This window comes from Prevotella sp. P3-92 (genome assembly GCF_002251205.1).
GTDB lineage: Bacteria > Bacteroidota > Bacteroidia > Bacteroidales > Bacteroidaceae > Prevotella.
In genome coordinates, this window is sequence record NZ_NPJE01000059.1 from 45,164 (window position 1) to 59,043 (window position 13,880).

Annotated in this window: 8 protein-coding genes; all 8 read left to right on the top strand. The window is 48.7% G+C overall.

From position 1 onward, the window contains the following. The first annotated feature begins 7 nt into the window (after positions 1-7). The 8 genes from CIK93_RS09440 (at position 8) to CIK93_RS13485 (ending at position 13,802) form a co-directional block, all read left to right on the top strand. Positions 8-1,519 carry a DUF4992 family lipoprotein gene (locus CIK93_RS09440; protein WP_158215507.1) on the top strand — a complete coding sequence of 504 codons (1,512 nt, stop codon included), beginning with the start codon at positions 8-10 and terminating at the stop codon, positions 1,517-1,519. Between the two features lie 35 nt (positions 1,520-1,554). Then, on the top strand, positions 1,555-4,890 hold the full coding sequence (locus CIK93_RS09445; RefSeq protein ID WP_254046777.1) for a TonB-dependent receptor: 3,336 nt from the start codon (positions 1,555-1,557) through the stop codon (positions 4,888-4,890). A 39-nt stretch (positions 4,891-4,929) separates the two neighbouring features. Continuing rightward, positions 4,930-7,101: a RagB/SusD family nutrient uptake outer membrane protein gene (locus tag CIK93_RS09450; protein ID WP_094447196.1), complete on the top strand. Its 2,172-nt coding sequence runs from the start codon at positions 4,930-4,932 to the stop codon at positions 7,099-7,101. A 237-nt stretch (positions 7,102-7,338) separates the two neighbouring features. Next, positions 7,339-9,090 (top strand): polysaccharide lyase, encoded by a 1,752-nt coding sequence (locus tag CIK93_RS09455; RefSeq protein ID WP_094447197.1) that lies wholly within the window; start codon positions 7,339-7,341, stop codon positions 9,088-9,090. 27 nt (positions 9,091-9,117) lie between these two features. Further along, positions 9,118-9,792, top strand: a complete 675-nt coding sequence (locus tag CIK93_RS09460; protein WP_094447283.1) for a DUF3826 domain-containing protein — start codon at positions 9,118-9,120, stop codon at positions 9,790-9,792. Further along, complete coding sequence (locus CIK93_RS09465; protein ID WP_254046778.1) at positions 9,789-12,788, top strand: DUF6298 domain-containing protein; 3,000 nt, start codon at positions 9,789-9,791, stop codon at positions 12,786-12,788. Before CIK93_RS09460 ends, CIK93_RS09465 begins: the two co-directional genes overlap by 4 nt. Positions 12,789-12,927: 139 nt before the next feature. Next, positions 12,928-13,503 (top strand): RNA polymerase sigma factor, encoded by a 576-nt coding sequence (locus tag CIK93_RS09470; RefSeq protein WP_094434718.1) that lies wholly within the window; start codon positions 12,928-12,930, stop codon positions 13,501-13,503. Positions 13,504-13,547: 44 nt separating this feature from the next. Then, positions 13,548-13,802: a hypothetical protein gene (locus tag CIK93_RS13485; protein WP_094439902.1), complete on the top strand. Its 255-nt coding sequence runs from the start codon at positions 13,548-13,550 to the stop codon at positions 13,800-13,802. Positions 13,803-13,880: the final 78 nt, after the last annotated feature.

The window sequence follows — 13,880 nt, forward strand, 5'->3', positions numbered from 1 at the left end:
TTATTCTATGAACAAAAATCGAATCTTTACATCAGGTAAGATGTGTGCCATAGCCCTCGTAGGTGCTGGTGCGCTGATGCTTGCCTCATGTGCAGAAGACGGTTTCACAGAAGAGCAGTTCGTTAGCTCTGTTACCAACAGCAAGCTCAAAAACCCAGAACTGACCTTCGGTTCGCAGGTCAATTCCGACGGAAGTGAGAGCGTCATTGTGAAATGGGAAACCGTGGCTGGTGCCGGTGGCTACGAGTATGAGGCTTACAATGTGGACGACCCCACAAAGCCAGTAGAACTCGCTAAGGGTACTGTAGATGGAACATCGTTCACATTCCCCAAAGCAGAGGACACCAACTACGAGGTGAAGGTCCACACCATGGGCAACACCCGATTGAACAATACCGAGGCCGATGCTCCTGAGGCAGTGAAGTACAGCACACTGGTGCCTGCCATCACTATTCCTGCCGGTCAGGATATTGCCGAATTCGTTGCTGCCAATATGCAGGACAGCGAAAACGAACAGGCCTTCGAGTTGGAAGCAGGCGGTCAATACACCTGCAACACCGCAGTAGATTTCAAAACCAACAAGATGACTTTGCGCGGTAACAAACTCGACCATGCCACTGTGGTGATGGGCGAGAAAGCTGCCATCTTCACTTCAGCACAGCTTAAAGTGAAGTTTATTAAATTCGACTGTAGCGCCATCAATCGTAAGGGTGGTGTCATCGAGATGTCACCAGAGCCTCCTGCATCATGTTCAGCCGAAGCCCAGAAGGTGGGTGCCGGTAAGAACGGTGGCAAACCAGCCGATGTCTATATCCTGCAAGATCCTATCGTCATCCAGGATTGCGCCTTCAAAAACGTATGTGACGGACTCTTTTCAGTGGGCGAGTGCTCATGGGGTATCGCCGATGTGCGCGTGATGAATTGCGTGGTTCAGTTGAACAACGATGGTATGAAGAACTCCAACGGTGCCATCATCTGCGGATTCTCTAACGGCTTCAAGGCTCCAAGCGGTGGCTCATTCTGGTATGGTGGCATCAAGAGTATCACCATCAAGGAGAGCACCATCTACAACATTGTAAGCAACAGCAAGAACCGCATGTTCCGTTTCAATAACAAAGACTTGGATCGTGCATTCCCCACAGCCGACGGTAGCTGCACCATGATGGACAATACCTTCGTGCGCGTTTATGACAAGAAAGAGTTTGGTAACAACACTCCTAACCGCAAGGAGTATGTTATCACCTTCGATAACAATATCTTCTACGACTGTTTCCGTCTGCAAAAGTTCATTCAGGGCAACTGCACCAAGACCTTCCATCAGGAGCTGAACACCATTCAGGGCATTGCCAACTCAGTTGATGGCACCGACAAAGGCAAGTATGCAACAGAAGAAGAAATCGGTATCGATGTCGCTGAGACCAAGAAAGAACTCGACTTCACACAGCCCAACTACGGTATCAATTTCAAAGCCACAGGTGCTATCTCAAGTACTATTGGCGACCCACGTTGGAAGAACTAATCCATTAACGACCAAAAAATATAACTGAACACAGTATGAGAAAGTTTATTGCAAGAATATGTCTGGGTACGATGATGGCTTTTGCTGCCGCACCAGTCATGGCCCAGAACCAGACCGTTACGGGTAGCGTGGTCGATGAAAACGGCGAACCCGTCATCGGCGCATCCGTTATGGTGTCGGGCACCAAGACTGGTACGGTCACCGACGTCAACGGTACTTATAAAATCAATGTGCAGAAAGGACAAAAGGTTGTCATCTCTTATATCGGCTATCTGCCACAGACCGTATTGCCCGGAGGAAAGATCTCCCTGCAGGAAGACCGCCAAAGTCTTGACGAAGTGGTAGTAGTAGGTTATGGTGCACAGAAGAAAGCACACCTCACCGGATCAGTAGCCACAGTAGATATGAACGACGTGCAGGATATTGCTGCAGGCGGACTGGCTTCTACACTGAGCGGACTGGTTAATGGTATGTCGGTTAGTGGCGGTGATGCCCGTCCAGGCGAGCGCGCCACCATTAAGATACGTGGTACCAACTCACTCGGTTCCGTGGGCGTCAGCGCACAGGAGCCTCTCTTCGTTATCGATGGTTATGTATATCCCAACGATATCAAGATTGGCAACAGCACCCAAAACCTCGGTGCTGAGGCATTCAATAACCTCGATCCCTCTGAAGTGGAGAGCATCTCTGTATTGAAAGACGCTTCTGCCGCCGTTTATGGTGCACGTGCTGCCAATGGTGTAATCCTCGTGACCACCAAAAAGGGTAAGATTGGCAAACCAACCATCAGCTATAGCGGAACCTTCGGTTTTACCGATGAGGTGGCTCGCCCCAAAATGCTGAGCACCTATAACTATGGTCGTCTCTACAATGCAGTGGCTGCCGCCGACCCCACCAACACTTCGCTCAACAAGACCACCGCACTCTTTCAGAAGGATGAGCTCGAGGCTATGAAGAATCTCAATTATGATTTGCTGGGCGACAACTGGGAGACAGGATTCACGCAGAAGCATTCTGCCAATATCAGCGGTGCCACGGAGCGTGTCAGTTACTTTGGAGGTATTTCTTACTTCACACAGGACGGTAACCTCGGACGCCTCGACTACAACCGCTGGAACTATCGCGCCGGCATCGACGTGAAGGTCAGCAAGTGGCTCGGTGCCAATCTGACCATCAGCGGCGACTATGGTAAAAAGAATACACCACTCGTGAAAGTGGGCGGTTCGGGCAATGAGAAAGACTATAACCTGCTGCTCACTCACCCAGGATATATTCCCGAATATGTCAACGGCATGCCTATGGCTGCCTATGGAGTCAGCAACTCGGAGGTGAACCAAAACCAGAACTACAACTTCTCGGTGCTGCAGAACAATGGCGACTACAGCCGTTCGATGAGCAACAACATGAACATCAACGCTGGCATCACCTACGACTTCGGATGGAGCAACATCCTCAAAGGACTGAAACTGAAGTTCTCTTACTCGAAGAGTATCAACAACACGAAGAACAACCAGTATGGTTCTCACTTCACACTCTATAAGATGAACCAACGCTATGGTAGCGGTCAGCACCTCTATACACCAACATCTGGCGATGAAGAGGGCTTCGACTATCTCGCCAATAGCAACTTCGTGGCTCTCGAAAGGGCCAACGGCGATATGCTCTACCGCACCATGACACGCACCGACAACTATCAGATGAACTTCACCGCAACCTATGCGCGTGACTTCGGACAGCATCATGTCAACGCGCTCTTCGCCATTGAGAAGTCGGAGGCCGAGAGTGAATACCTCGAAGGTCAGCGTCAGACTCCTTATCCCTTCACCACAGGTCAGTATAACTCGGCTAGCGGCGAACGCACCACGGTGTTCACCCGCAGTGAGAGCGGTACGATGTCGTACATCGGACGTATCAACTACGCTTATGCAGATAAATACCTCTTCGAATTCTTGCTCCGCTCTGACGCTTCTACTAAATTTGCTCCAGAAAACTATTGGGGAACATTCCCTGCAGTATCAGCAGGTTGGGTAATCAGCGAAGAGAAATGGTTCCAGAAAGCTGCATCTTGGGTTGACTTCCTCAAACTGCGTGCCAGCTGGGGTATGACCGGTCGTGACAACACCGCTGCTTGGCAGTGGATGCAGGTCTATGCACAGGATGCCAACAAGGGTATCATCTTCGGTACGGGTGCGAACATCGATTCGGGTAGCCGTATCACCATCAATAAAAACAACTCGGCCGTCAACCGCGACGTGCATTGGGACAAGTCCTACAAGACCAACATCGGTGTTGACTTCCAGGTGCTCAACAAGCGACTCGCCGTTTCGGCTGAATACTACAATGAGAAGAACCGCGAAATGCTGATGAACATCAAGCAGAGCGTGCCTTCTACCGTTGGTACTCAGAGTGCCGCTGTCAACCTCGGCGAGATGAACAGCTGGGGATGGGAGCTCAGCGTCAACTGGCGTGACAAGATTGGCAAGGACTTCAAATATCGCATTGGTCTCAACACTGGCTATCGCGACAATGAGGTCCTCGTGATGGACTGGGTGACTGGCAACTCACTGTATCGCCAAATTACCAAGGGACATCGCACCGACATGGGACTCTGGGGTATGCAGTGCATTGGCATGTTCCGTTCATTCCAGGACATCAACGAATACTTCGACATGTATATGAAGAAGGAAGACGGCAGCTATGGCACCTATATGGGCATGACCAAAGAACAGGTTCGCCCAGGTATGCTGATCTATAAGGATGTGCGTGGCGCATTGCAAGAGAACGGCACTTATGCTGGTCCCGACCACAACGTGGACGAGGAGCTCGATCAGGTGCAACTCTCCAACCGCACCAACCCTTATGGATTCACCATCAATGCCGGCGCTGAATGGAAGGGCATCTCGCTCACCGCTCAGTTTGGCGCAAGCTGGGGTGGCTACACCGTAGTGCCTTCGGCTGCTCTGAAACCCAACGGTAGCCTGGAATACTGCAACATGCCGTCGTTCTGGAATCCCGACAACATGTTTGTATATCAGGATATCTATGATGGAAGCGGAAATCTGCTGATGGAAGCCAACCGCGACGCACAGTATCCTAACCTGGCTTATAGCAATGTGAATGCCGTGACCTCTTCGTTCTGGAGAGTGAGTGCTGCACGTGTGGCCCTCAACCGTCTGACCTTGGCTTATACCATTCCTTCAAGCCTCTACAAGAAATTTGGTATCAACAACATCCGTGTCAACGTGACGGGTCAGAACGTGCTCAACTTCTACAACCCCTATCCTGATAAGTTTATGAATCCTATGGCAGGCACTTACGGCAGCTATCCTAACCTCCGCAAGTGGACTGTTGGTGTCAACCTCTCGTTCTAATTCATTATTGGGACACATTATATATAATAGTATAAGAATATGAAAAAAACAATTAAATATTTCAGTTTCGGTCTGTTGACAGTGGCTGCTTTCTCGGCTTGTAGCGACTCGTTCCTTGAGGAAAAGAAGAACTACGACAATGTCAACAAGGACGTATATAACTATATCGAGGGTGCCAACGGCCGCCTCAATGACCTCTATGCTTGGTCGTTGCCACAGGTGAGCAACATCTCTTGGAAGTACCCCTCATGCGGCAATGCCGACGACGCTGCCAAATCTACAGAGGAATATAGCGGCTTCGGCGCATTCGTTGACCCGCAAAACGAACTATCGTCGACAACTACGGGTACCAGCGTACCCGACTATTTCAAGGGTTCGGACGGCAATATCCAGGAACTCTGCTATGGTCGTATTCGCAATATCAACGACTTTATCAAAAACATCAAAGAGTGCACACTCAGCGAGGATAATAAGAATATCATGCTCGGACAGGCTTACTTCCTCCGTGCCTGGTGCTACTACAACCTCGTGAAATGGTATGGTGGCGTGCCCCTCGTGACCGAACCACTCGATCCCGTGGAGACTTCGTTCACCAATCGTTCTTCGGCTGAGGCCAGCATCAACTTCATCCTTGAAGACTTGAAGCAGTCGGCTGAACTGCTTGAGGCTAAGACTACCAATGGCGGATGGGACTCAGACAACTGGGGACGCGTCACCACGGGTACGGCTCTAGCCCTGAAAGGCCGCGTGCTGCTGCTTTGGGCAAGTCCGCTCTTCAACCGCGACAACGATGAAAGCCGTTGGACCAATGCCTACACCGAGATGAAGGCCGACCTCGCCAAGATCAATGCTTGTGGCTATGGCCTCTATCAAACCGCCAACAACGTGAATGGTAGCGACTTCGCCGCTCAGTTCACTCAGGTAGGACAAAACCCTGAAGCTGTCTTTGTGACACTCCACAACAACATCAAGGGCACAGGTGCCGACAACCAGAAGAATAACAACTGGGAGAACGGCATCCGTCCTAAGAATACTTGTGGCTCGGGCAAGAATGCTTCGGCTATGCTCGTAGATATGTTCCCCATGGCTGATGGTAAGATTCCTGAGGGCATGGAAACCTATACCAAACTGCCTACTTCCAAGTATACTTACGATGCCAACTATCCATTCATGGACCGCGACCCACGTTTCTATCGCACCTTCGCTATGCCTGGTTTCCGCTGGGCCTATAATGGCGATGCTTCGTCTGCCAATGCCAACAACCCATCGGATGGCAAGAACTATGTGCTTTGGAACTATGTGTGGTACACCACGCTCGACGATCAGGGCAATGCTGAAAGTGGCAACTCTTATGGTGCCGACAACTTGCTCGCTAGCCGTCAGGGCATCTACGTGCGCAAAAAGAGTGATGACCTCGATGTCAATCCTTCTGCTCTCTACACCTACAATCCTACACAGTCTGGCAATGGCGCGCCCTTCCATTCAGCAGCACAGCTCATCGAACTGCGCTATGCTGAGGTGCTGCTCAACCTCGCTGAGGTGGCTTGTGGTGCCGGTCAGTTGAACGATGCTGTGGGCTATGTCAATCAGGTGCGTCAGCGTGCTGGCGTTCCCGCCTATGATCTGCCAGGCGATCAGGCCACTTGCATGAGCGAAATCCTCTATGAGCGCCAGGTGGAGTTTGCCTATGAGGGTAAGCGCTTCGACGACATGCGTCGCTGGTTGCTCTTCGATGGTGGTGCAAACTTCGCCTCTATCGGTGCCAAGGTGCTGAAAGGATGGGGTGGTAATACCTGCACATGGCTCGGCTTCAAGCCTTTCAACGGTCAGCGTCGTGAGAACATGGAGTTCCGTACTGCTGATAAGTATGGCGTCGGCAAGACCACCTATGACTCGGATCCTCTGGTGAAGGCTGGCGTGACGCGTCCTGCTGGCGTTGACTTGCGCAAAGACCTGACCGACCAGTTGGAGACGCTGAAGTCATGGTATGGCGACAACCTCGTGCGCAAACTGAAGAAGGGCGACGCCCGTGAGACCAATGGTGAGTCGACAAAGGTGGATCTCTATACCAACTTCCGTGCGAAGTACTACTTCCTTGGCTTCTCGTCGGCTATCTCAGAAAAGAATATCGGTTTGCCCCAAACCATTGGATGGGAAGACGCTAATAACGGTGGTGCGATGGGTACGTTTGACCCGCTGACTGCTGAATAATCTGAAACAAACATATCAAAAGGAATCCCTTGCATCATCGGTGCAAGGGATTCCTTTTTTTGAGGAGCGGGCTAAGTTTTCTAGAAAACCTATTCCCTATAGAAACCTCAGCCCATCAGCCCCCGCCCATCTCCTCAGAAAAAAATCCTGTGATAAATAGGTACATTTCTTTAAACCTTTCGTCATTATTATAGTCGAATACCACAGCCAACTACAATAAAATCTACATAAGAAACAATGAAACACTCTGTTTTGATGGCTGCAATGGCAGCCACTCTGCTGTTTCCTGCAACAGCTAAAGCCCAGTATCCACAGATCACACAGGAAGCAAAAAAACTGATTGACTCTTTGGAGAATAAGTGGCAAGCCCATAGCGACTCAGCTTGGGCAGTAGCATTCCCCATCGTGGTGAAAGAGGCACAGGAAGGAAAACCCTATGTGCCTTGGGCTTCGCGTCCATACGACCTTCGTCAGGCAAAAATCCCCGCTTTCCCCGGAGCTGAGGGAGGCGGTATGTACACCTTTGGTGGCCGTGGCGGAAAGGTATTGACTGTCACCAATCTCAATGACGATGGTCCCGGATCGTTCCGTTGGGCATGTGAACAGGGCGGTGCACGCATCGTTGTATTCAACGTATCGGGCATCATCCGTCTGAAATCCCCCATCTTTGTACGTGCGCCATATATCACTATTGCCGGACAGACTGCTCCCGGTGAAGGTGTGATTATTGCTGGCGAGTCGTTTCAGGTGGATACCCACGATGTTATCGTGCGCCACATGCGCTTCCGTAGAGGTGAAACTCTGGTATGGCATCGCGAGGATTCCTTCGGTGGAAACCCTGTGGGCAATATTATGATCGACCACTGTTCATGTGAATGGGGACTGGATGAGAATATTTCATTCTATCGCCACATGTTTGACATGAAGGATGGAAAACCCAAACGAAAGGTGCCTACAGTTAATGTTACCATTCAGAACACCATCTCTGCTAAAGCACTTGATACATGGAACCATGCTTTTGGTTCTACCATCGGTGGCGAAAATGCCACATTTATGCGCAACCTTTGGGCAGATAATACTGGACGTAACCCAAGTATAGGATGGGGCGGTGTGTTCAACTTCGTCAACAACGTGGTTTATAACTGGGTACACCGTACTGCTGATGGAGGTGAGTTTACTACCATGTCCAACTTCATCAACAACTATTATAAACCAGGTCCTCTCACTCCGAAAAACTCACCAGTGGGCCACCGCATTGTAAAATCGGAGAGCCGTAGCGTCAATCTCTTCCCCTTTAAGCAGTTTGGACGTGTGTATGCTACCGGCAATATCATGGAAGGATATGATGAAGTGACGCGCAACAACTGGAATGGTGGCATACAGACTGCCGACAAGGATGGTGATATTGATGCTACAGAACTCGCTCTGATGCGTAGCAACGAACCTTTCGAAATGCCATTTGTCAACATCATGGGTGCAGAGAAAGCCTTCGACTGGGTATTGTCAAATGCTGGAGCTACTATTCCCTCACGTGATATCGTCGATCAGCGTATCTGTGATGAGGTGCGTACCGGACAGGCATACTTCGTGGAGAAGTATGAGAAGAAAGTAAAAGACAATCCCTATGGCGACATGTGGGGACTACACGATAAGTCGAAAAACGAACAGGGATTCTTCAAACATCGTCGTCTTCAGCAGGACAGTTACAAACAAGGTGTCATTACTGATCCCCGTCAGATGGGTGGCTATCCTGAATATAAGGCTTGGACACCATGGGTAGATACCGATGGCGACGGTATGCCTGATGAGTGGGAAATTGCCAACGGATTGAATCCTAACGATCCTTCTGACGCTAACGACGACTGCAATGGCGATGGATACACCAATATAGAAAAGTACATCAATGGCATCGATCCCAAGAGCAAAGTGGATTGGCGTAATCTCAACAACAACTACGATACACTTGCTGCCAAGGGTAAACTGATGTAATACAAGGTATTGACAATGATGAAAACCATGATAAAATGTGCAACTATCGTATGCTTTCTGTTCTTCTCTGCTATTTCGGCAATAGCTCAAGTGGCGCTGAAGAGCGAAGGCCGCGATGCGCAATATGTGGAGACTATCAAGGCACGATCGCAGAAAATAGTGAATGGTCTTAAGCTCGCCGATGCCCAACAGGCTGAGAATGTATGCCATATCATAGCTAACCGTTACTTCCTGCTCAACGATATCCACGAGACTTGTGCACAGCAAAAACGCTTTGCCAAAGACTCGGTGGCTGATTCCAAGCAGCGTCAGCATATTATAGAATGTGCAGAACGCAGTCGAGATGCAGAACTCTACAAGCATCATTTCGAGTTTACAGCAACTCTTTCGCTCTATCTTAACGATAGTCAGGTAGAGGCGGTGAAAGATGGAATGACCTATGGCGTGGTGCCCAAAACATATCAGGCACACCTTGAAATGATACCATCACTCAAGGATGAAGAGAAAACACAGATTCTGGCATGGTTGAAAGAGGCACGCGAATTTGCCATGGATGCCGAAAATTCTAATAAGAAGCATGGTTGGTTTGGCAAATACAAAGGGCGCATTAACAATTGGCTCACAGCAAGAGGATATAATCTGAAAGCTGAACGTGAGGCATGGTACAAACGCATAGAACAACAAAAGAAAACAGAAAAATGATGAAAAAGGGATTCTTACAACTCCTTTTCCTACTTATGGTAATTCCATCGGCAGCCCAAGTGTTGCCGATGGATTACTCGTATTGTGGGTATGAACGTTCGGAACAGCCGATTCCTGATGCTGCCGTGAAGGTCTATGTGCAACCTACAGGTGGTGATGATGCTCCGTTGATTCAACAGGCCATTGACATGGTAAGTCGGCAGAACCCCGATGCTCGATTGGGTGTCCGTGGTGCGGTATTGTTGGGAGACGGTGTCTTTAACCTTGCCACTCCATTACGTATAAGAACCAGTGGCGTGGTGCTTCGTGGAAGTGGTCGCGACCGCACCATTCTGCGCAAGACAGGATACGACAGGGGAGCGCTACTCTATATCGAAGGACAGCCCCAGCGCATCTATGGAGATACTGTTGATGTGGAAAATACGCCTGCTGGCGCTCTATCCATAGGTGTTAAGTCATTACCCAAAACATGGACTACTGGCACCCGACTCCTTGTATGGCGGCCTTCTACTGCAGATTGGATTCGCTCACTCGGTTGCGAATCGTTTGGCGGAGGCCAGCGGATGGGGTATTGGGCATGGCATCCTGGGGATATTGATCTGCGTTGGAATCGCCGTATCATGTCGTATAAGGGCAATACACTGGCGCTCGACGCTCCCGTAACCCTCTCGATAGAACAACGGTGGGGCGGGGCTAAGGCTGTTGCCTATACCCAACCAGGGCTCCTTGAACGTTGCGGCGTAGAGAATCTTACACTTGAATCTGATTACGACCGCACCTTGCCGAAAGATGAAAACCACTGTTGGGATGGCGTATCAATTACTGATGCTGAGAATTGCTGGGTACGTATGGTCACCTTCCGACATTTTGCAGGTTCTTCGGTTGTCGTAGGTCGCAGCGCTTCTCAGGTCACTGTTGAAGACTGCAAGTCATTGGCTCCTGTGTCAGAGATTGGTGGTTTACGTCGTCGCACCTATTTAGTATTGGGCGAAAAAACACTCTTTCAGCGTTGTTATTCCGAATATGGCATCAACGACTATGCTGCCGGACATACTGCTCCTGGTCCTAATGCTTTTGTACAGTGTGACAGTTGGCAATCGTATGGTCCCAGTGGCAGTATCTCTTCCATGGCGCCAGGTCTGTTGTTTGACCTTGTCAACATTGATGGCAACGATCTTTTGTTCCGTAATCTGGAGTTGGAGAAGTTTGGTGCAGGCTGGAATACCGCCAATAGCACGCTTTGGCAGTGTACGGCTGCAGGTTTGTTCTGCTATTCACCTGATACGCTGAATCGCAATTATTCAATTGGTTGTTGGGGACAGATAGTAGGCAATGGTGAGTATTCCAAGATGAACGAACATGTCAAACCCTATAGTGCGTATCGTGACCAATTATTGAAACGCCTAACTACCGATCGGGATGAGATAGATAAACGATGCCGTGTGTTGGAGCGAAATACTACTGCAAGCAGTTCGCCTACTATGGAAGTGGCGATGAAAATGTCGGCAGAAGCCCTGTTGCCACGTACTACGATGGAGGCTTGGATTGATTCCGCACATTTTGAAGCAGACATTACACCGATTAAACCTTTGGTCTGTAAATCTCCGAAACCATCGGTACAGAATCCGTCCGTCTATGCCCTAATCAATGGTTGGATTACCAAAAATGGTGCTGTATTGGTTGGGCAGAAGCATCAAACGCCTTGGTGGTCTGGTCGCACGATAAGTAGTTTCCTGCCTAAAGCCAAAGCTGCACTCACTCGTTTCGTACCTGGCGAAGAAGGTACTGGTCTCACCGACCGTGTGGATAGTGTGGTAGAAACCATGAAAAAATCGCACACAGTAATATTCAGCCAAAACTATGGTCTATGGACTGACCGCCGACGCGATGACCATGAACGCATCCGTCGTAAGAATGGTGACGTATGGGCACCGTTCTTTGAACAGCCTTTTGCCCGTAGCGGACAAGGTACAGCATGGGATGGATTGTCGCTCTACGATTTGACCAAACCTAATCTGTGGTATTTCTATCGTCTTCGTCAGTTTGCTGAAAAATCGCAAGACATAGGTATGCTACTCAAAAACCAACACTATTTTCAGCACAATATCTTGGAGGCTGGTGCCCATTGGGTTGATTGTCCATGGCGTACAGCCAATAATGTGAACCATACACCATTCTTGGAACCAGTCAATTTTACAGGTGACAAGCGTATCTTCACCGCTCAACTTTTCTACGATACTACCAACGAAAGCCTCCGTCCGCTTCATCGGCAATATATCCGTCAGATGCTTGATGCTTTCAAAGGACAGCCTAATGTGGTACATTCCATTGGTGAGGAATTTACCGGCCCCCTGCCATTTGTGCGCTTCTGGCTCGATGTGGTTGCTGAATGGGAAACGGAAAATGGTCGCACTTTGGTGGCACTGGCTGTCACAAAGGATGTGCAGGATAGTATTCTGAACGATCCTATACGCTCAAAAATTGTCGATATCATCGACATCGAACAATGGTACAACCATCAAAAAGGACAATATGCACCGCCGGGTGGTATGAATATGGCACCACGCCAGTATATGCGTAAAATCCGTGGTGGTAGTGTGCGTTTTGATGACGTGTATCGTGCCGTAGCGGAATATCGCACCAGCTATCCTGATAAAGCAGTCATCTATTCCGCCCAAAAGTATCCTGAAATGGGCTGGGCAGCTTTGATGGCAGGTGGTTCATGTGCTAATGTTCTGGTGAATGATAAGATGTTTTTGCGTGACATAACCTCGATGAAACCGCAGAAAATTGACGACAACTACCTGTTGCAAGGTGATTGTGGCTATGTGGTATATAAGACAACCAGTACACCATTGAGTCTGCCGCTTGCCAGTTCTTCTACCTATAAATATATGCAGATAGATGCGAAAACTGGCGATATCACCGAGAAAGGAATGGTACGACGGCAAATAGAGTTTACCGAACGAGGTATATACTGGATTCGTAAAAAATGACTTAAATAATGGGAAAAATCGGTATTTCACGATTTTTCCCATTTTCTTATTTGTTTTTTCGGTTGATATAAATCAATTCTTCTTAACTTTGTCATCAGAAAACAAACAAACTACTACACACATATACTACCTAACAACGATGACTACAGAAACGCAAAGAGCGCGTACTCAGACGCTCCTCACCGAATTCAGCAAGGGCAGCGATGCAGCCTTTGCCGAGTTGTACGAAATGTATGTACAACCTTTATATACTTATGGATTGCGCATGACACATAATGAAGAGTTGCTGAAAGATTGCATTCAGGAAGTTTTCCTTAAGGTATATAGTAAACGAAGCGAGCAGACAGATATTAAGAATTTTGCCTCTTATCTGGTCATCTCTATGAAGAACCGTCTCCTTGACGCCTTTCGTCATCAGTCATTTTGCAGCGACAATGAAGTAGAGTGTTATGCAGGACGAGCAGCTGACTGCGATGTGGAACAAGGATACTTATTGATCGAAGACGAACAGATGCAATTTCAACAAGTGGCAGCATTGATGCAATGTCTCACACCGCGACAGCGTGAAGCCATCACCCTTTACTATTTGGAAGGTCGTAAATATCCTGAGGTGTGTGAGCGTATGCAGATGAACTACCATTCAGTACGTAACTTGATGCACCGTGGTATGTTGAAATTGCGCGAATCAGCAGGTGTCTTACAGACTATTCAGTGATGACAACAGATGTGCCTATACGTCATTAGAAAAAGACGAGGTACGTGAAAAAGCACTATTATACCCAGGTTGATGAGTTTTTGTGTGATGATGATTTCATCCGCTACGTACTCGACCGCGACACATCGATGGTTTCCCGATGGGAAACCTATATTACTGCGCCCTATCGTGCCCATCATGCATTTCTCACCGCATGCGATATTTTGATGCATCTTGATGATTGTTCATTCCTCAGCAGTGAGGAAACTGCTAGATTGAAAGAGCGAATTTTTCTTTCTTTGGGAAAGAAGTCTCGATAGCGTATTTGTCATGCAGTTCTTACATGTGCTTTTTTAATTTGCCTCTTACTACTATTCTATCTTGTCCTATGCCCTTAG

Bases quoted from the DNA above. Each gene is read 5' to 3' on its own strand.
- CIK93_RS09470 (WP_094434718.1), top strand. From the start codon at position 12,928: ATGACTACAGAAACGCAAAGAGCGCGTACTCAGACGCTCCTCACCGAA.
- CIK93_RS09460 (WP_094447283.1), top strand. From the start codon at position 9,118: ATGATAAAATGTGCAACTATCGTATGCTTTCTGTTCTTCTCTGCTATT.
- CIK93_RS09440 (WP_158215507.1), top strand. From the start codon at position 8: ATGAACAAAAATCGAATCTTTACATCAGGTAAGATGTGTGCCATAGCC.
- CIK93_RS09455 (WP_094447197.1), top strand. From the start codon at position 7,339: ATGAAACACTCTGTTTTGATGGCTGCAATGGCAGCCACTCTGCTGTTT.
- CIK93_RS09450 (WP_094447196.1), top strand. From the start codon at position 4,930: ATGAAAAAAACAATTAAATATTTCAGTTTCGGTCTGTTGACAGTGGCT.
- CIK93_RS09445 (WP_254046777.1), top strand. From the start codon at position 1,555: ATGAGAAAGTTTATTGCAAGAATATGTCTGGGTACGATGATGGCTTTT.
- CIK93_RS09465 (WP_254046778.1), top strand. From the start codon at position 9,789: ATGATGAAAAAGGGATTCTTACAACTCCTTTTCCTACTTATGGTAATT.